This is a genomic window from Kitasatospora sp. NPDC036934, from assembly GCF_055608425.1.
Genome location: NZ_JBVJQR010000008.1, coordinates 242116 through 259015 on the forward strand (window position 1 = coordinate 242116; position 16900 = coordinate 259015).

Here is a 16900-nt window from a genome sequence, read left to right on the forward strand (position 1 = left end):
CCATACCGTGCGTGGCGTGGCTGAGAGAACCGTGAGATACGGCTGTGAGACGGGTGTGATGTGCCCCGCTTCACCCCTCCGGCGACAGGCTCAGCCGGTTCTCATCCGGTGTCAGGTGTCCGGCGTCCGGCGTCCGGTCGGCCTCGGGGATCAGGCGGCGGCCGGCATGGTGATGTGCTTGCCCAGCCACTCCAGGGCCGGGGGGATCTCCCGGGTCCAGGTGTGGAAGTTGTGGCCCGCGGTGTCCAGGGTGATCGTGGACATCTTGGTGGGGGCCTTGAAGGCGGCGACCATCGCCTTGGTCTCGTCGTAGTTGTTCTCGTCGTACGCGGTGGTCAGCAGCAGCGAGACCGGGGCGGCCGGCTGGTTCTTCAGCCGCCACAGCAGGTCGTTCTCCTGCTTGAGCTTGTCGTCGCCGCCGAAGAGGTCGCCGGTGGTCGGGTCGTGGGCCGCGCTGTAGTAGCCGGAGAGGGCGACCGCCGCCGGGTAGGAGTCGGGCTTGCGCAGGGCGAACTTGAGCGCGCAGTAGCCGCCGGTGGAGTTGCCGATCACGGCCCGGTTCGCCGGGTCGGTGCCGATCCGGTAGGTGGTGGCGAGGGCCTTGGGCAGGTCGGTGGTGAAGAAGGTCTCGACCTGGGGGCCGTTCGGCACGTCGACGCACTCGGTGTCCCGGTTGTCGACCAGGGTGGGCCGGGTCATCACCAGGATGGTCGGCGGCAGCTTCTTCTGCTCGATGGCGTCCAGGGTCGACGCCGGGTACTGCATCAGCGAGATCAGCTTCTCCGGGGTGCCCGGGTAGCCGGTGAGCACGACGGCCATCGGGAAGCGCTGCTTGGCGTAGTCCGGCTGGAAGTACTGCGGCGGGAGGTAGACGTACGCCTCGGTGCTCAGACCGGTGCCGGCTCCTTTGACGTCGACCTTCTGGATCTGCCCGGAGCGGTCCGGCTCCGAGCCCTGCGACGAGTAGAACTTCTGCTCGCCGGTGACGGTCACGCCGGAGGCGTTGGGCTGGTGGTCGACCACCGTGCCGAGGCCGCCGCTGGTGCCGAGCAGGTCGGTCCAGGAGCTGTAGAAGCCGAAGTAGCTGTTGGCGATCAGGCCCATGGCCGCCAGCACCGCCAGCTGGGTGGCCAGGAAGGCGCCGATCCGGCCCACCCAGGACTTCCAGCCCTTGCCGCCGAACTTCGGCCAGAACCACATGGTGGCGGCGAAGACGACGATCGCGATGACCGAGGTGATGATCTGCAGGGGGAGTCCGGTGAGACTGAGCACGGGCCGATCGTAGTTGACCCCGACATCGACCCCGACGGGCGGCCCGGGACGGCCCGTTCGGGGTGCTCGCCCGAAACGGGTTGACCGGGGTGGTTCGTGCCCGGGACCATGTCGCGCGGTGTGCGCGCATCGTGTGCGCCGGGTGACACTGGGGGTGGGGTCATGAAGTCCATCGGCAAGGCCGGTCTGGCCATCGGTTCGGCGCTGCTGCTCGCGGCCTGTTCGGGTGGCGGGGGCGGTTCGACCGACGCCTCGTCCACCGGTACGGGAGGGGGCGTGACCGCGACGAAGGGCACGCCGACGCCCACGCCGACGCCGTACGGCCCGGTGCTCAGCGGGAGCATCGACCCGGTCAGCACCGCGCTCACCCAGGCGGCGGGGGCCAAGGACCTCAACGAGTTCGGCACCGCGCTCACCGCCGTCTCCAGCAGTGCGCAGACGGCCGCCACCACCCTGGGCCGGGCGAACCAGCCGGCCGCGGTCGCCACGGACCAGACCGCGCTGGTGGCCGCGCTGAGGCTGCTGGCCAAGGACGCGACGACGGTCCGCAGTGACATCAAGTCCCACGGCGTCTGCGCCCTGAGTTCGGCCGGGGCCGAACTGGGCGCCTCACAGGGGCTGGCAGAGGTGTCCGCGGCCCTCGGCAAGATGACGGCGGCCGGCTACTCGACCGCTTTCGCCGTCCCCCAGCTGCCCAAGCAGCAGTCCCGCTCGCTGGACAACGGCACGATGGTCAGCAAGGGCAAGCTGCGCGGTGACGGCGTCTTCAAGGTCGACAACGGTACGAAGAAGGACGCTGTCGTCTCGCTGGCGCTGAACGGCAAGACGGTGCACGCGGTGTTCGTGGCCAAGGGGCAGAAGGCCGACATCGAGGGCGTGGAGGACGGGACGTACGACGTCTACGTCTCCGAGGGGGCGGACTGGGACTCCGCGACCAAAGCCTTCACCCAGAGCTGTGCGTTCACCAAGTTCGAGGACGATTTCCCGTTCGAGACCGGCCGTACCTCGACGTCCTGGTCGATCACCCTGCAGCCGGTGGCCGACGGCAACGCCAAGACCAACGACGTGGACCCGAACTCCTTCCCGCAGCTGTAGCGCGGGACGGCGCCCTGGGGTGGTCGCCCGAAACGGCTTGACCAGGGCGGTTGGTGATCGGCGTCATCTCGCTCCGCATGTGCACGGGGTGTGCGCACGGTGCCAGCTGGGTGGGGTTGTGAAGTTCTCGGGGTCCATGGGTGGGTCCGGTCTGGCCGTCGGCGCGGTGCTGTTGCTCGCGGCGTGCTCGGGCGGGGGCGGCGGTGCGGCTGCGCCGAGTGGCAACGCCGTCCGCCGCCGGCGGCGCTCGCCGAGCTGACGGCGGCCGGCTACCGGACCGCCTTCGCCGTACCGGAGCTGCCCAAGCCGCAGGCGCAGTCGCGGAGCCTGGAGAACGGCACCGCGGTCCGGGAAGGAAGCAAGGGCGGCAAGGGCGTGGTGAAGGTCGACAACACCGGGCGGACGGACGCGGTCTTCACGATCGCCGCGAACGGCACCGCGGTGGCGTCGGTGTACGCGGCCAAGGGGCAGCAGGCCGCGATCGAGGGCATCGCGGACGGGGTGTACGACTTCTACTTCACCACCGGGGTGGACTGGGATCCGGGGGCGAAGGAATTCACCCAGGGCTGCGCGTTCGCCAGGTTCACGGGTACGCACGACTTCACGCCGGACCAGGGCGGCACGATCTGGACCCTCACCGTCATCTCGCCGGACGGTAAGGACCGGCGCGACATCGAGTGGATGAAATCCAGTCCGCTTCCCCAGCCGTAGCGTTCGCCGCCACCGCCCGTAACGGGCATACCAGGACGGGTTGTTGCCATTCGGTGGCACAACCCGTCCCGTGCAGTGGCGAGTTGTGCGGGAACTGTTGACCGCTTGAAGTGACCATGGCACTTTCGTGCGGGCGCGGGCCTCGGCGACCAGCCGGGCAGTCCGCGATCCCCCACAAGGAGAGCCATGTTCAAGAGACTTGTCGCGATGGCCGGCACGAGCGCCGTCGTCGCGAGCGGGCTGGTCCTCGCCGCCGCCCCCGCACACGCCGTCCAGGCCGCCGACCTGACGTCGACCATCGCCCTGGACGACTGCTCCGCCTCGCTGGTCCGGTTCCCCGTCTCGGCGGCCGGCGACCGGGCCATGATGCTCACCAACGGGCACTGCCTGCCGTCCATGCCCCCGTACGGCCAGGTGATCCAGAACGTCAGCGCCAGCCGCAGCGGCACCCTGCTGGACGGCGCCGGCAACACCCTCGGCACCGTCCAGGCCGACAAGGTGATCTACGCGACGATGACCGGCACCGACGTCGCCCTCTACGAACTCACGGACACCTACGCCTCGATCACCTCCAAGTACGGCGCCACGGCCCTCACGGTCAACGACAGCCACCCGACCGACGGCGCCTCGATGTACATCCCGTCCTCGTACTGGAAGCAGGTCTGGAACTGCTCCGTCAACGGGTTCGTGCCCACCCTGCGCGAGGACCAGTGGACCTGGCACGACTCGCTGCGTTACAGCTCCGGCTGCAACACCACCCACGGCACCTCCGGTTCGCCGATCATCGACTCCGCGAGCGGGCGGATCGTCGGCATCAACAACACCGGTAACGACGACGGTGAGATGTGCACCCTCAACAACCCCTGCGAGGTTGCCGCCGACGGCTCCACCAAGGCCGTCAAGGGCCAGAGTTACGGCGAGGAGACCTACTGGTTCACCACCTGCCTGAACTCCGCCCGCGCCATCGACCTCAACGTGCCCGGCTGCCTGCTCACCAAGCCGGCCGGTGCCTCCGTCTCGCTGAGCAGCCCCGGTGACCAGTCCACCGCCGTCGGCGGCGCGGTCAACCTGCAGCTCAACGCCTCCGGCGGCACCGCCCCGCTGTCCTACGCCGCGAGCGGCCTGCCCGCCGGCCTGTCGATCAACTCCTCGACCGGTCTGATCTCCGGCACCGCCACCACGGCCGGCAGCTCCACCGTCACCGTCACGGTGACCGACGCCGCCGGCAAGTCGGCCACCGCCAGCTTCGGTTGGACGGTCGCGGGTGGTGGCGGCGGCAGCTGCACCCCGGCCCAGCTGCTCGGCAACGCGGGCTTCGAGACCGGCACGGCCTCGCCGTGGACGGCTTCGAGCGGCGTGGTGGACAACAGCTCCTCCGAGCCGGCCCACGGTGGCAGTTGGAAGGCGTACCTGGACGGGTACGGCAGCACCCACACCGACTCGCTGTCGCAGACGGTGACCATCCCGGCGGGCTGCAAGGCGACGCTGAGCTTCTGGCTGCACATCGACACCGCCGAGTCGGGCTCGACGGCGTACGACAAGCTGGCGGTGACGGTGAACGGCACCGCGCTGAAGACCTACTCCAACGCGGACGCGGCGGCCGGCTACCAGCAGCGGACCTTCGACCTCTCGGCCTACGCGGGCCAGAGCGTCACCGTGAAGTTCACCGGCACCGAGGACTCCTCGCTGCAGACGAGCTTCGTGATCGACGACACCTCGATCCAGACCAGCTGACACCCGGTCGGTGGGGGCCCGGTGGCTTCGGCCGCCGGGCCCCTTCGATCGCTCACGAGCACGCGCCCGGGCAGGCCGTACGTGGGGGGCAGGTCCTCGCGTTCACCCGTCCGCAGTCGGACAGGACTCGCCGGGCCGTTCTGGACATCGCGTTGAAGTACGCCACGGCCGTTGTGGCGGACTACCCCTGCTCGAATCCGCTGCACCTGCCGGACGGCGTCCCCGGGTCGGCGGCGAACTTCCCGTCGCCGGGGCCCTGACCGCTCCCGACCCACCCCTATGCTGATCGGATGATCGAGCCGATAGACCTGGTGATATTCGACTGCGACGGCGTCCTGGTGGACAGCGAGGTGATCGCCGTCCGCGTGCTGGTGCGGCTCGGGGAGGAGTTCGGCTGGCCGCTCACCGAGGCTGAGGCGATCGAGCGGTTCGTCGGACGATCCGAGGCGGCCAACCACGCGATGGTCGCCGAGCGGCTGGGGGAGGAGGCCGCGACGCTGTTCGACAAGCGCTTCCGGGAGCTGCACGCCGAGGCGGTGGACGCCGGGCTGACGCCGGTGGACGGCCTGCCGGAGGCACTGGACGCGCTGGCCGTGCTCGGGCTGCCGACCTGCGTGGCGTCCAGCGGCACCCACGAGAAGATGCGGCACACCCTGGGCCGGACCGGTCTGTACGGGCGCTTCGAGGGCCGGATCTTCAGCGCCACCGAGGTCGGGCGCGGCAAGCCCGCGCCCGACCTGTTCCTGCACGCCGCCCGGAGCATGGGCGTCGACCCGGTCCGCTGCCTCGTGGTCGAGGACAGCGGGCCCGGCGTGACGGCCGCCCGCGCCGCCGGGATGCGGGCGCTCGGCTACGCGGGCGGCGTCACGGCGGCGGAGCGGCTGGCCGGGCCGGGCACGGTCGTCTTCGACGACATGCGGGAGCTGCCCGGCCTGATCACGGCCTACCAGGGGTAGTTGCCGCCGTCGGGGTGGAAGAACCGGCCGGTCGGTCCGGCCAGGGCTTCACCCAGCTGCCGGGCGATCCGGCGGCCGCCCTCCTCGACGGTGGACGGGCCGGAGCGGCCGTTGATGTCGGTGGCGCAGTAGCCCGGCTCCAGTGAGCTGACCTTGATGCCCTCGGCGCGCAGGGTGCGGGCGTAGACCAGGGTGACGGCGTTCAGCGCGGCCTTGGAGGTGTTGTAGCCGAGCAGCGCCGCGAACTCCCCGACCGGGGTGCCCGGGTCGGCGAGGACGGAGGAGCTGCCGAGGCCGCTGGAGACGTTGCCGATCAGGCCGGCCGGGGACTTGCGCAGCAGCGGCAGCATCGCGTTGATGACGGTGACGGCGCCGAACACATTGGTCTCGTAGGTGGCGCGCAGGTCGTCCAGGGGCAGTTGCTCCGGGGTGAGGCCCAAGTCCCGGGTGATGCCCGCGTTGTTGACCAGGGTGTCGAGCCGGCCGTGCTCGGCGGCGATCCGTTCGGCCGCGGCGGCCACGGTCGCCGGGTCGGTGACGTCCAGGCGGACGGCGTGGGCGTCCAGGCCCCGGGCGGTGAGCCCGGCGGTGGCCGCGGCGCCGCGCTCGGGGTCGCGGGAGCCGATCAGCACGGTGTGCCCGGCGCGGGCGAGTTCGCCGGCGGTGGCGAGGCCGATGCCCTTGTTGGCGCCGGTGATCAGGACGATGCGGTGGTCGTTGTCGTTCATGGGCACCACCCTGGCCGGGCGGTGCCGGGCCCGGGAGAGCCCTGTCGATGGTGGTATCGGCGGTCCCATGGTCCGGACCGGGCGGGCAGGTCAGACTGGGGGCGTGGAACACGTGGACCGGGCGGAGCTGGCCGCCTTCCTGCGGCGCTGGCGCGCCCGCATCCAGCCCGCCGACGTCGGCCTGCCGGCCGGCGGCCGACGCCGTACCCCGGGCCTGCGCCGCCAGGAGGTCGCGCAGCTCGCCGGCATGTCGGTGGAGTACTACATCCGGCTCGAACAGGGCCGGGGCCCGCGGCCGTCCCGGCAGATGGTGGGGGCGATCAGCCGGGCGCTGCGGCTGTCCGAGGACGAGACCGCCCATCTGCACCACCTGGTCGGCGAGGCGCCGCTGCCGCCGACCGTGCTGCCCCGCGACGTACGGCCCGGCGTCCTGCACCTGCTCGACCGGCTGGACGACACCCCGGCCATGGTGTGCAGTGCCGCCCGCGACGTCCTCGCCTGGAACGCCATGGCCGCCGCCCTGCTCGGCGACTTCTCCGCCCTGCCGCCCGGCGAGCGCAACTTCGTCTGGCGCTTCTTCACCGACCCGTCCGCCCGCGCCCTCTACGAGCCCGCCGACCAGGACGGCTTCGGTCGCCGGGCGGTCGCCGACCTGCGCTCCGCCTCCGCCCGCTACCCCGCCGACAGCGGGGTGCGCCGGCTGGTCGACCGACTGCTCGCCACCAGCGAGGAGTTCTGCGAACTGTGGGCGCGCCAGGACGTCGAGATGCGCCGCTCGACGACCAAGCGCCTGGTCCACCCGGTGGTCGGCAGGCTCGACCTCGACTGCGAGGCGCTGTACGACCCGCACCGTGATCAGTGGACGACCTTCTACACCGCCGCCCCCGGCACGCCCTCGCACTCGGCGCTGCGACTGCTCAAGGTGGTGGGGAGCCAGGACCTCGCGGTACGGGGGTGAGCGGGGCCGCCGGTCGCGGCGGGCGGTGGGCGCGACGGCCGCCGGGCGCGGTGGGCGGGCCTGACGGAAGGCCCTGGCCCGGCTACCCAGCTACTCGGCGACCCGGCCGCGCAGCACGGGGACGGCGAGGTCGAGGAAGTCCCGTACGGGGCCAGGTCGGTCGCCGTCCTCCGGGACGGCCAGGCAGGTTTCGACGGGCGGGAAGTCGGTGACCGGCAGGTAGACCAGGTCGGGGCGGGAGTAGGAGCCCGCGATGCTGACCGGCACGAGGGCGACGCCCCGTCCGGCGGCGATCAGCTCGAACTTCTCGTCCAGGGTGTGGGGCCGCCGGGCCCGGCCGTCGAGGATCGGCTCGCCGTCGAGGTCGGCCGTGGTGAGGCTGCTCCGGCCGGCCAGCCGGTGCGTCGCGGGCAGACACGCGACCTTGGCCTCCCGGCCGATCGGGATCGTACGCAGCCCGGTGTCGTCGAAGGGGCGCCGCAGGTAGCCGACGTGTGCGCGGCCGTCGCGCAGCGGTGCGTCCCGCTCCCACCATTGCGGCGGGAGCACGTCGATGCCGGTCCCGGGGTGGAGTGCCGTGAACGCCCGGATCGCCTCCGACACGTGCAGGCCGGGGGAGAAGGCCACCACGAGCAGCTGTTCGCCCCGCGCGGCCTCCCGTACGCGGGCCAGGGCGGTGTCGACGGTGGCGGTGATCCGTGCCGCCTCCTCGTACAACTTCTTTCCCGCGGCGGTCAGTTCGACGCTGCGGGTGGTCCGGGTGAACAGGATGCAGCCGAGTTCCCGCTCGAACGCCCGGATCTGCCGGCTGAGCACCGGCTGGGCGATGAACAACGCGCCCGCGGCCCGGCCGAACCCGCCGTGTTCGGCCACCGCGACGAAGTAGCGGAGCTTGCGCAGGTCCAGATCCATGCCCGCACGGTATCAATGCGCCCGGAAGGGTATTGGACGCCCGCCCCTCCGGCTCGGAGACTCGGACCATGACCGACGTTCGTAACACCGCCCTGATCATCGGCGCCTCCCGGACCTTGGGCCTCGGACTCGCCGCCGAGCTGCTCCGCCGCGGCTGGGACGTCATCGGCACCGCCCGCGGAGCCCGGCGCACCGGCCTGCACGACCTGGCGGACGCCGCCGGCGGGCGGCTGACCGTCGAGTCCCTGGAGATGACCGACCCCGGGCAGATCGCCGCCCTGCGCGACCGGTTGCACGGCCGCACCCTCGACCTGCTCTTCGTCAACGCCGCCATCACCCGCGGCGACCTCCCGATCGGCGAGGTCCCGACGGACATGTTCACCGAGGTCATGGTGACCAACGCGCTCAGCCCGATGCGCGTCGTGGAGGTGCTCGGCCCGCTGGTCGCACCGACCGGGACCATCGGCGTCATGTCCTCCGACCAGGGCAGCATCTCGCTGAACGACGACGGCGGCCAGGACCTGTACCGGGCCAGCAAATCCGCGCTGAACCAGCTGATGCGCTGCTACGCGGCCCGCCGGGCGGACGGTGCGCGGACGCTGCTGCTGATGGACCCGGGCTGGGTGCGCACCGGACTCGGCGGGTCCGAGGCCGAGCTGAGCGTGGAGGAGAGCGTTCCCGGGGTGGCGGAGACGATCGAGCGGCACCGGGGGAAGCCCGGCCTGCACTTCGTGGACCACCTGGGGCAGGTCGTGCCCTGGTAATCGGATTGCCGGGCCGCCGTGGTTGCTGGCAGGGTCGGGTGCCATGGCTCGGAAGATGCACGCGGACGAACTGGACGTCGACGAGACGCTGGTCCGGCGGATGGTGGCCGATCAGTTCCCGCAATGGGTCGGCCTGCCCGTCGAGTCGGTGGATTCGGCGGGCACGAGCAACGCGATGTACCGGCTGGGCACCGACCTGGTGGTACGGATCCCGCGCATCCCGGGGGCGGCCGAGGACATCACCAAGGAACACACCTGGCTGAGCCGCCTGGCTCCCGAACTCCCCTTCGTCGTACCGGTGCCGATGGCCCTGGGTGAGCCGGTGGACGGCTGCCCGTGGCGCTGGTCGGTGCTGCGGTGGCTGGACGGGGCCAACCCGGCGGCCGGTGCTTCTGGTCAACCTGACGTGCTGGCAGCCGACTTGGCGTCCTTCGTGACCGCGCTGCACCGGGTGGAGCCGTCGGGCGGCCCGGCGTCCTACCGCAGCGAGCCGCTGGCGGCGCGGGACGGGGCGGTCCGGCGGGCGGTGGCGGCGCTGGCGGAGATGGTGGACGCCGCTGAGGTGACCGCCCTGTGGGAGCGGGGACTCGGTGCGCCCGAGCACCTCGGCCCGCCGGTCTGGATCCACGCCGACCTCCAGCCCGGCAACCTGCTGGTCGACGGTGCGGGCCGGCTCAGCGCCGTCATCGACTTCGGCTGCGCGGGCCTCGGCGACCCGGCCGTGGACCTGCTGCCCGCCTGGTACGTGCTGCCCGCCGTCGCGCGCGACGCCTTCCGGACGGCCGTCGGCGCCGACGACGCGGCCTGGGAGCGGGGGAGGGGCTGGGCGCTGTCCGTCGCGCTGATGGAACTGGACTACTACCGCGACACCAACCGGCGGATGGCGGACACCGCTCGCTACGTGATCGGCGAACTGCTCGCCGACCGACGCCCCGGACCGGACGCCCGGTAGCGCGGGGCGGTCGGTGGCGCGGGGCGGTCGGTGGCGCGGGCGGTCGGAACGAGCGCGTGGCCGGCCCGGGTACCGGATCAGACCGACTGCCGCTGCGCCCAGTCGTAGAGGCGGTGGGCGCCGTCGCCGAGCCGCGTGGCGTAGAGCGTGCCGGCCGGCCCGCCCGCGAGGTCGTCCGTGGTGGTGGTGACGCCGACGACCGTGCCGACGCCGGTCCGGGTGTCGAACCGTGCGAGGTGGGGGCCGCCGCTCGCGCCGTGCCCCATGTCGCAGGACCCACCCCACAGGAGGGGTGCCTTGGGGCCGGGCTGGGACGGTCCGGCGCAGTGGATCATTCGCGATCCGGCGTACTTGGCGTCGGGGAGGTTGAGCCGGTCCTTCGGGTAGCCGAAAGCGTGGATGAACTCGCCCTGGACGGGCTTGGTGAACGCGATCCGCTGGCTGCCGGTGACGTCCGCGACCCGCCGTCCCTCGGCCGAGGGGTTCGCCACGAGGATCCCCGTGTCGTGGCCGGCCACCGCGACGTCGGTGGACGTCGTCGTGCCCGGATCGGCGTCCCATCGGGAGGAGGTGGCCATGCTCCTGATGCTGAAGCCGCCGAGCGGCTTCGTTCCGTTGCGGTAGCCGGGCACGAAGTAGAGGTTGTGCCGCCACGTGTCGTCGGCGGCGGGCGCTCCGACTCCCCGCAGGCAGTGCGCTGCCGTGATCACTGTGCTGCGGTTCGCGCTGGTGACGACCGTTGCGGTGCAGCTGCCGTCGTAGCCGTCGGAGAAGGTGAAGAAGAGCCGGCCGACGCTCCGGGTCACCTCGCCGCCATGCGTCCAGGTGGCGCCGGGGTCCGGGGTGTCCGCGGGCAGCGGGTGCGGGTCGTCGGGCGTGTTGTCGTCCTCGGGCACGGGGGTGTTCTCGGGGACCAGGGCGCCCGCCAGCCTCATCCGCGCGGGGGTCCAGTAGGCGTCGATCCGGCTGCGTTCCCGGGCGGTGGTGGCGCCGGAGTGCGTTGTCACGGGCTCCGGCTCCGCGGCGAGGGCGACGGTCGGCAGCAGCACCGCCGCCGTGGTCGCACTCAACAGGAGGGCCCCCGTGGCGACGAGTTTGCGGGGGAACGCTCGGTGGGTGGCTGACATCGTTGTCCTTCGTGGTCGGGGGTGGTTGGTCGGGGTCGGTTGGGCGAGGGTGCTTCGTGGCGGTGGACGGTTCGTGGCGGTGGACGGTCGTGATCAGGCGTGACCCACGGCTCAGCCGGGCGGTCGGGGCGGTCGGGGCTGTTCGGGCGGCTTAAGCGGCTGAGGCGGCCTGGTACAGCGGCTTCGTGATCGCGGAGGTGAACTGGGGGCCGACCAGGTGCCGGGCGCAGGAGGGGGTGCCCGGCGCGCACACCCGGCCCGAGGAGTCGAGGTAGCCGCCTCGCGTGTCGTCGCCCACCACCGTGCCGGTCCCGGAGGACGGGTCGAAGTCGGCGATGCGGGGGCCTCCGCTGGAGCCGCCGCCCATCACGCAGGGGACGCCCCACTGGCCCCGGGGCTCCGGGTGCTCCGTGGTGCCGGGGTACTCGCGGGGCCGTCCCGCGCAGTGGGCGAGCCTGGCCCCGGTGTACTCGGGCAGACCCGCGCGGGCGGGATCGTCGGAGGCCGCACGCGGGTAGCCGAACTGCTGGACCGGCGCGCCGCCCGGCCGGTCGAAACCGATGCGCTGCGCGGCGCCGACGGCGTCCTGGACGCGCCGGCCCGCGGCGTTGGTGTTCAGGACCAGGAACGCCTGGTCGTAGGCGTCGAACTTCAGGCCGTTCTGCTCGTCGTTGAGGAGCCAGGTGGCGTCCGCGACCCCGGCGCGGGCGACGAACGTGCCGTACGGCGCGCGCCCGTCGCGGTAGCCGGGAACGAACAGCTCGTTCGCCGGCCACTCGTTGTCGTCACCGAGGAGGTCAGGACCGTTGACGCAGTGCGCCGCCGTGACGACGGTGCTGCGGTTCGCGCTGTCCACGACGGTCGCCGTGCAACTCTCGTCCGCGCCGTGGTTGGTGAAGAAGAGCCGGCCCACCGTCCTGCTCAGGGTGTCGGCGCCGCTCCACGGGGCGCCGTCGGGACCGCTCTTGGGCGGGTTGTCGGAGGACGGCTGGGTCAGGGCGGCCATCCGCTGCGGGGTCCAGTAGTCCAGGACGGCCTGCTGTTGTGCGGCCGTGACCGCCTCCGGGTGGACGGTCACCCGGCTCCCGGCGGGGCCCACCTCCGGCGCGGCCCCTGCGGGCGGGGACAGTGCGAGCCCGGTGGCCAAGGCGACTGCTGTCAGGGCGACTTGTAAGAGCGCTCGTCTGGTGGTCCTATGCGTCTGTGGCATGGGTGGCACATTAGGAACGGGACGTCAGATTTCCGTCTAGGGGAGGTTTCATCCTTCCATCGGTAACGATCGATTCCGATACGGAGCGTTTCAGTCCTGTATCGGCGACCACGGACCGGCACGCCGCCCGAAGGTCCTACAGTCGCCACTCGAACGGCCACAGGTCCGCCGCCCAGGCGGGCGAGGCGGCGGGGGTGGCGGGGGTGCGCAGGAAGGTGCGGTGGCGCAGGAGTTCGCGGCGCTCGGCGGGGGTGAGGAGGCGTTCGTCGGGGCCGAGGTTGCCGTAGCCATCGGGGTCGCGGGAGGGGTCGCCGTCGATGGGGGCGGACTCGGCGACGTTCAGCAGGTCGCCGGTGGGGGTGCGGTAGTCGAGGCGGAAGTCGGTGCGCCACTGGGAGTTGTCGCCCCATCCCTGGGAGAGGTCGCGGGTGGGGCGGTGGGCGCGGCGGTGGGTCCAGTAGAGCGGCCAGCGGTCGGCCACGCCGCGTTCCGCGTGCGCGGCGCCGGCCCGTACCCGGACGCCGGCGCGGCTGAACAGCAGCTCGCCGAGCATCAGGGCGGGCCAGCGGTGGCCTCCGTCGAGGATCTCGATGGGGGCGTCCGCGTCGTCGGCCTGTTCGACCTCGGTGATCTCGTGCAGGAAGGGGTCGAAGGGGGACGGCTCGATCTGCGTCATCCCGAGGGCGATGAACAGGTGGAGGTAGGGCGGGAGTTGCGGGTCGAGGAGGAGGAAGTCGCTGACCCGGCTGAGCGCGTAGAGCTCCTCAAGGAGGTCCGGGTCCTCGGCCCACCACTGATCGTGCGGGGTGGCGGCGGCCTGGAGGCGTGCCCGGTAGTCGGTGGCCATGGTCTGTGCGAGCCAGGGGCCGATGACGTCCTCGTAGGGGCGGTCGTCGTCGAGTAGCGCCTCGTACAGCGCGCGAGCATTCACTCCGGAGATCCTGGCAGGTTTTGCCAAACGGTCGACCAACTCAGCGGTCGGCCCCGATAGCGTCCCTGGTCATGAGCCTGGTGGACGTGAAGGAACATGCGGCCCAACTGCCCGGCGCCTGGCGCTCGGTGGTCCTGGGCCGGGTCGGAACGGCGGCGGTGAAGGTGCTCCGGATGGACGGGCGCGAGCTGGAGCAGGAGGCGCACGGGACGGCCGAGGCGCTGTTCGTCGCCGACGGCGTCCTGGAGCTGGATGTGGACGGGGAGGAGCTGACGGTCGCCGCCGGCGAGCTGTACCGAATCCCGGCGGGCGCGCGGCACGCAGTGCGGGCGGGCAGCTGGGGGACGCTGCTGATCGTGGAGGTCCCCGAGGAGGAGTGACCGGTGGTGGCGCCTCGCCCGGAGCCGGGCGAGGCGCCACTCAGTGGCGCTCAGAGGAGTCCGAAGTCGAACTCTCCCGCGGAGATGGCCTCGATGAAGGCTTCGTGTGCCGCACGGCCGAAGCCCAGAGCAGGGCCAGAAGGGTTCTTACTGTCGCGAATCACGACTTCCCCGGAAAGCAGCGCGTACTCAACGCAGTTGTCGTTACCCCCGCTGTAGCTCGACTTCCGGAAAGCGAGTCCAGTGGCAGAAGCGTCGGGGTAGTAGTAGGTCACTTGACTTTGTCTCTCTGTGCGGTGATGAAATCGAGCGATGAGTCGACTGGCAAAGCCTCAGCCGTGATCTCCTGAAACTTCGCTCGGTAGATCTCCACGTCGCTTGGATCCTCGACCCACAGGCTGCTGATCAGGGCTTCGGCGAGGACGACGTCCAGGTCCGCACGTTGGGGGAACCCGAGCAGGGCGAAGGCGCCTGCCATGCCGGGGTGAACTGCAGCTCCTGCTGGCATGACCTGAATGTTGACATTGGACAGGCGGCTCAACGAGATCAGTTTGTCCAGCTGAGCAGACATGATGTCGGGACGGTTGGCATTCGAGCACAGAGCCGTTTCATGGATGACGGCCCATACCTGGACGGGATTCGGCCGGGTGAGGATTGATTGCCGTGCCATCCGGACCTGAACCATGTCCTCGACCGTTCCGCTGGACTCGGTCCGAAGGCGATCGATGACGACGCGGGCGTACTCGGGAGTTTGGAAGAGTCCGGGGATGAATGCTGGCTCGTAGGTCCTCAGCGTCGAAGCATCTGACTCCAGCAGGATCAGGTCCGTGGCGGTCGCGTGAAGGACATCTCGGTAGCTCAGCCACCATCCTCGCTTGCTGCCGTCCTTGGTGATGGCGATCAGCCCGGCTCGGAAGTCCTCGTCGTCGCATCCGTAGTAGTCGAGGAGTTTGTTGACGTCCTCGATCTTGGCTGCGGTGTGAGCCGTCTCGATTCGAGTGAGTTTGGGCTGGCTCATGCCGGTGGCCTCTGCAACGACCTCCGCGGTGAGCTTCCGCTCCTCACGCAGCTTTCGCAGCACGCCGCCGAGCCGCCTGCGGCGAACGGTCGAGACTGCCATGTTGCCCCTCCTGAGCTGTCAGTTGACCAGTCTGCCTGTGTGAAGGGCACCAGCGCTACCAACAACTGGTAGTCCCGACCGCCGAATTCAGGTTCGATTTGCATATATGCGACTTCTGGCGAAGGAGTTGCGCTGCGCCTCACATAGGCCCCATGCTGAGCGTAGCTGGCCGTGTGCGCTCTGTATGCGGCGGCCCGTGATCTCGCCCTTGCCCAAGGCGTGCCTGCCGGTATGCGGCGATGAGTGATCCAATTCGCCCCCACGGAGGTTCCTTCGTGTTCTCCCTCGAACTCCCCCCTGACTGGTCCTCCCCGCGCGAGGAGTTGCGCGAAGCCACCTCGCGCGCCGGGTGGAAGCCCGACCTGGTCGCCGACGCCGAGGTCGCCCTCCTCGAACTCTTCGTCAACGCCTGGCGCCACGGCGGCAGTGCGGCGCCCATCGTGGTCGTCCTCATCATCGGCGAGGTCCTCCGCGTCTCCGTCAGCGACGAGAGCCCCGTCCTCCCCGTCCAGCGCGACGGCTCCGACCCCTTCGCCCTCTCCGGCCGGGGCCTGCGCCTCGTCCGCTCGCTCACCCACCGCTTCGGCACGGAGCCCCGCAAGACCGGCAAGTCCGTCTGGTTCGAGCTGGACGCCGCCGCGTGACCGCCGACGACCGCAGCAGTCGCCCGATCGAGCCGGCCGACCCGCTGATGCGCACCTACACCGAGCTCGAAGTCGCCTACTTGCTCACCGAACTCGCTGATCGTGGGCGCAAGTTCGGCCTCGTCTGGCCCTCCGCCACCACCGACAGCGTCGTGGACGGCCGCGTCCTCGTCCGCTTCGGCAACGCGCCGGCCAGCACCGTCCTCAACCTCCTCGCCCTCCTCCGCGACCACGACAAGCACGACAAGACCGAGGCGATCGACCCGTGCGACTCCTGATCGGCCTCGCCCTCCTCGCCCTCCCTCTCCTCGCCATCGCCGTCGTCGGCCTCGGCGCGCTCGCCGTCCTGCGGATGCCCCACCGCCCGGACGACGTGACCCCCACCCCCACCCGCGACCGCCAACCGGCGGCCTGACCCTCGCTGAAACCCACGCCGCCCGGCCGGACCCGCCGGGCGGCAGGCCCTCGTCGACACGACATCCACGTTGGTCACGGGTTTGTAGATCAGGCGCTGGCGCCAGGGCCCATCAGGTCGACTGAAACGCTGACAGCCCCTACGCGTACGCGCCACGATGGTTCACGCGAGATCCCGCAAGCGGCATGACAGGAGAGGCAGCCATGAGCCTAGAGTTCTTCGGGATCGACCCTGACACCGAGAAGGAGGGCTCTCCCACCGTTTGGGCGGACCTCGCCCAGCGTCGGCTCGTCATCCAGAGCGACACCCTCACCGGGGACGAGTTCGCTGAGGTCAACGAGACCGAGTGGGTCGCCGGGCACAAGGTAGGCGTGCCCACGCATGAGTCCGTCGTCAGTGTCCCCGAGAGCATGATCCCGTTCATCAGGAAGGCCTGCGATGCAATCGAACGTGCCGGACTTCGAGACGCTGCTCAGGGCGACGACGAAGTCGGCCGTGCACCTGGAGATGCGTGACGCCTACGGTGTCGGCGACGAGTCGTCGGGCTTCACTCACTGGCTTCGCACCGGGGAACGCGACAACGACCCGAACTCGGACCACTGGCGTGACTGGGTGGAGATGATCCGCGCCACGGTTGACCGTGGTGTGGTCATTCGGCGTGCGCGCATCGTCTCGGAGCCGGTGACCGACTACATCCGGTACGAACACGGCGGCACGAACGTCAACCTCGCCTCCGGCGAACTGGTGCGTTGGCTCCCGCGCCGGCTGGCATCTGACATCGCGCTGCCGGGCAACGACTTCTGGGTGTTCGACGGCAAGCTCGTCCAGTTCAACCACTTCACCGGGGCCGGGGAATGGGCCGAGCCGCCCAAGGAACTGCGGACCGAGCCCGACGTGGTGAAGCTCTGCTCCACCGCCTTCGAATCCGTGTGGCACCGGGCTGTCCCTCACGAGAAGTTCTCTGTCTGACCGTCCACACTACGAATACCGG

21 protein-coding genes are annotated in these 16900 nt (G+C 70.8%); 13 read left to right on the forward strand and 8 right to left on the reverse strand.

Annotation, left to right across the window (positions count from 1 at the left end):
* Positions 1-150 precede the first annotated feature (150 nt).
* On the reverse strand, positions 151-1272 hold the full coding sequence (locus tag ACZ7BZ_RS14930; RefSeq protein WP_470358674.1) for an alpha/beta hydrolase: 1122 nt from the start codon (positions 1270-1272) through the stop codon (positions 151-153).
* 162 nt (positions 1273-1434) lie between these two features.
* Here ACZ7BZ_RS14930 and ACZ7BZ_RS14935 point away from each other — a divergent pair, with 162 nt between their 5' ends.
* The 4 genes from ACZ7BZ_RS14935 (at position 1435) to ACZ7BZ_RS14950 (ending at position 5768) form a co-directional block, all read left to right on the forward strand.
* Positions 1435-2367, forward strand: coding sequence for a hypothetical protein (locus tag ACZ7BZ_RS14935; protein ID WP_470358675.1), 933 nt, complete (start codon positions 1435-1437; stop codon positions 2365-2367).
* Positions 2368-2550: 183 nt separating this feature from the next.
* Positions 2551-3078, forward strand: a complete 528-nt coding sequence (locus ACZ7BZ_RS14940; RefSeq protein WP_470358676.1) for a hypothetical protein — start codon at positions 2551-2553, stop codon at positions 3076-3078.
* Between the two features lie 186 nt (positions 3079-3264).
* Positions 3265-4812 (forward strand): putative Ig domain-containing protein, encoded by a 1548-nt coding sequence (locus tag ACZ7BZ_RS14945; protein ID WP_470358677.1) that lies wholly within the window; start codon positions 3265-3267, stop codon positions 4810-4812.
* 290 nt (positions 4813-5102) lie between these two features.
* Positions 5103-5768 carry an HAD family hydrolase gene (locus ACZ7BZ_RS14950; protein ID WP_470358678.1) on the forward strand — a complete coding sequence of 222 codons (666 nt, stop codon included), beginning with the start codon at positions 5103-5105 and terminating at the stop codon, positions 5766-5768.
* Here ACZ7BZ_RS14950 and ACZ7BZ_RS14955 read toward each other — a convergent pair.
* Positions 5756-6496, reverse strand: coding sequence for an SDR family NAD(P)-dependent oxidoreductase (locus ACZ7BZ_RS14955; RefSeq protein ID WP_470358679.1), 741 nt, complete (start codon positions 6494-6496; stop codon positions 5756-5758). The two genes, ACZ7BZ_RS14950 and ACZ7BZ_RS14955, sit on opposite strands and share 13 nt — an antisense overlap.
* Positions 6497-6599: 103 nt before the next feature.
* Here ACZ7BZ_RS14955 and ACZ7BZ_RS14960 point away from each other — a divergent pair, with 103 nt between their 5' ends.
* Complete coding sequence (locus ACZ7BZ_RS14960) at positions 6600-7454, forward strand: helix-turn-helix transcriptional regulator (protein WP_470358680.1); 855 nt, start codon at positions 6600-6602, stop codon at positions 7452-7454.
* 90 nt (positions 7455-7544) lie between these two features.
* Here the strand turns inward: ACZ7BZ_RS14960 and ACZ7BZ_RS14965 are convergent, their stop codons facing one another.
* Complete coding sequence (locus ACZ7BZ_RS14965) at positions 7545-8366, reverse strand: LysR family transcriptional regulator (protein WP_470358681.1); 822 nt, start codon at positions 8364-8366, stop codon at positions 7545-7547.
* Positions 8367-8434: 68 nt separating this feature from the next.
* Between ACZ7BZ_RS14965 and ACZ7BZ_RS14970 the strand changes: the two genes are divergently transcribed.
* Both ACZ7BZ_RS14970 and ACZ7BZ_RS14975 read left to right on the forward strand, forming a co-directional pair.
* Positions 8435-9130: an SDR family oxidoreductase gene (locus tag ACZ7BZ_RS14970; protein WP_470358682.1), complete on the forward strand. Its 696-nt coding sequence runs from the start codon at positions 8435-8437 to the stop codon at positions 9128-9130.
* 43 nt (positions 9131-9173) lie between these two features.
* Positions 9174-10082 (forward strand): aminoglycoside phosphotransferase family protein, encoded by a 909-nt coding sequence (locus ACZ7BZ_RS14975; RefSeq protein WP_470358683.1) that lies wholly within the window; start codon positions 9174-9176, stop codon positions 10080-10082.
* A gap of 77 nt (positions 10083-10159) precedes the next feature.
* Here ACZ7BZ_RS14975 and ACZ7BZ_RS14980 read toward each other — a convergent pair whose 3' ends face one another.
* The 3 genes from ACZ7BZ_RS14980 to ACZ7BZ_RS14990 form a co-directional block, all read right to left on the reverse strand.
* A complete protein-coding gene (locus tag ACZ7BZ_RS14980) occupies positions 10160-11209 on the reverse strand; it encodes a trypsin-like serine peptidase (protein WP_470358684.1) in 1050 nt (349 codons plus the stop codon).
* A gap of 151 nt (positions 11210-11360) precedes the next feature.
* Positions 11361-12287, reverse strand: a complete 927-nt coding sequence (locus tag ACZ7BZ_RS14985) for a trypsin-like serine peptidase (RefSeq protein WP_470358685.1) — start codon at positions 12285-12287, stop codon at positions 11361-11363.
* Positions 12288-12555: 268 nt separating this feature from the next.
* A complete protein-coding gene (locus ACZ7BZ_RS14990) occupies positions 12556-13350 on the reverse strand; it encodes a hypothetical protein (RefSeq protein WP_470358686.1) in 795 nt (264 codons plus the stop codon).
* 71 nt (positions 13351-13421) lie between these two features.
* On the opposite strand from ACZ7BZ_RS14990, the gene ACZ7BZ_RS14995 reads away from it, so the two are divergent.
* A complete protein-coding gene (locus ACZ7BZ_RS14995) occupies positions 13422-13730 on the forward strand; it encodes a cupin domain-containing protein (RefSeq protein WP_470358687.1) in 309 nt (102 codons plus the stop codon).
* A gap of 50 nt (positions 13731-13780) precedes the next feature.
* On the opposite strand, the gene ACZ7BZ_RS15000 is transcribed toward ACZ7BZ_RS14995, so the two are convergent.
* Together ACZ7BZ_RS15000 and ACZ7BZ_RS15005 are read right to left on the reverse strand one after the other, a co-directional pair.
* Complete coding sequence (locus tag ACZ7BZ_RS15000; protein ID WP_470358688.1) at positions 13781-14005, reverse strand: DUF397 domain-containing protein; 225 nt, start codon at positions 14003-14005, stop codon at positions 13781-13783.
* The gene (locus ACZ7BZ_RS15005) at positions 14002-14850 is read right to left on the reverse strand and encodes a helix-turn-helix domain-containing protein (RefSeq protein WP_470358689.1); all 849 of its coding nucleotides are present in this window, start codon (positions 14848-14850) and stop codon (positions 14002-14004) included. Before ACZ7BZ_RS15005 ends, ACZ7BZ_RS15000 begins: the two co-directional genes overlap by 4 nt.
* A gap of 275 nt (positions 14851-15125) precedes the next feature.
* On the opposite strand from ACZ7BZ_RS15005, the gene ACZ7BZ_RS15010 reads away from it, so the two are divergent.
* The 5 genes from ACZ7BZ_RS15010 (at position 15126) to ACZ7BZ_RS15030 (ending at position 16878) form a co-directional block, all read left to right on the forward strand.
* On the forward strand, positions 15126-15494 hold the full coding sequence (locus ACZ7BZ_RS15010) for an ATP-binding protein (protein ID WP_470358690.1): 369 nt from the start codon (positions 15126-15128) through the stop codon (positions 15492-15494).
* Positions 15491-15772, forward strand: a complete 282-nt coding sequence (locus tag ACZ7BZ_RS15015; protein WP_470358691.1) for a hypothetical protein — start codon at positions 15491-15493, stop codon at positions 15770-15772. The genes ACZ7BZ_RS15010 and ACZ7BZ_RS15015 overlap by 4 nt, the downstream gene beginning before the upstream one ends.
* Positions 15760-15909 carry a hypothetical protein gene (locus ACZ7BZ_RS15020; RefSeq protein ID WP_470358692.1) on the forward strand — a complete coding sequence of 50 codons (150 nt, stop codon included), beginning with the start codon at positions 15760-15762 and terminating at the stop codon, positions 15907-15909. The genes ACZ7BZ_RS15015 and ACZ7BZ_RS15020 overlap by 13 nt, the downstream gene beginning before the upstream one ends.
* Positions 15910-16112: 203 nt before the next feature.
* On the forward strand, positions 16113-16424 hold the full coding sequence (locus ACZ7BZ_RS15025; RefSeq protein WP_470358693.1) for a hypothetical protein: 312 nt from the start codon (positions 16113-16115) through the stop codon (positions 16422-16424).
* A complete protein-coding gene (locus tag ACZ7BZ_RS15030) occupies positions 16348-16878 on the forward strand; it encodes a DUF6879 family protein (RefSeq protein WP_470358694.1) in 531 nt (176 codons plus the stop codon). Before ACZ7BZ_RS15025 ends, ACZ7BZ_RS15030 begins: the two co-directional genes overlap by 77 nt.
* Positions 16879-16900: the final 22 nt, after the last annotated feature.

What these genes read in the sequence shown, in the direction of transcription:
- ACZ7BZ_RS14935 (WP_470358675.1), top strand. Translation starts at nt 1,435, where the DNA reads ATGAAGTCCATCGGCAAGGCCGGTCTGGCCATCGGTTCGGCGCTGCTG.
- ACZ7BZ_RS14945 (WP_470358677.1), top strand. Translation starts at nt 3,265, where the DNA reads ATGTTCAAGAGACTTGTCGCGATGGCCGGCACGAGCGCCGTCGTCGCG.
- ACZ7BZ_RS14950 (WP_470358678.1), top strand. Translation starts at nt 5,103, where the DNA reads ATGATCGAGCCGATAGACCTGGTGATATTCGACTGCGACGGCGTCCTG.
- ACZ7BZ_RS14955 (WP_470358679.1), bottom strand. Translation starts at nt 6,496, where the DNA reads ATGAACGACAACGACCACCGCATCGTCCTGATCACCGGCGCCAACAAG.
- ACZ7BZ_RS14965 (WP_470358681.1), bottom strand. Translation starts at nt 8,366, where the DNA reads ATGGATCTGGACCTGCGCAAGCTCCGCTACTTCGTCGCGGTGGCCGAA.
- ACZ7BZ_RS14970 (WP_470358682.1), top strand. Translation starts at nt 8,435, where the DNA reads ATGACCGACGTTCGTAACACCGCCCTGATCATCGGCGCCTCCCGGACC.
- ACZ7BZ_RS14975 (WP_470358683.1), top strand. Translation starts at nt 9,174, where the DNA reads ATGGCTCGGAAGATGCACGCGGACGAACTGGACGTCGACGAGACGCTG.
- ACZ7BZ_RS14980 (WP_470358684.1), bottom strand. Translation starts at nt 11,209, where the DNA reads ATGTCAGCCACCCACCGAGCGTTCCCCCGCAAACTCGTCGCCACGGGG.
- ACZ7BZ_RS14995 (WP_470358687.1), top strand. Translation starts at nt 13,422, where the DNA reads ATGAGCCTGGTGGACGTGAAGGAACATGCGGCCCAACTGCCCGGCGCC.
- ACZ7BZ_RS15005 (WP_470358689.1), bottom strand. Translation starts at nt 14,850, where the DNA reads ATGGCAGTCTCGACCGTTCGCCGCAGGCGGCTCGGCGGCGTGCTGCGA.
- ACZ7BZ_RS15025 (WP_470358693.1), top strand. Translation starts at nt 16,113, where the DNA reads ATGAGCCTAGAGTTCTTCGGGATCGACCCTGACACCGAGAAGGAGGGC.
- ACZ7BZ_RS15030 (WP_470358694.1), top strand. Translation starts at nt 16,348, where the DNA reads ATGCAATCGAACGTGCCGGACTTCGAGACGCTGCTCAGGGCGACGACG.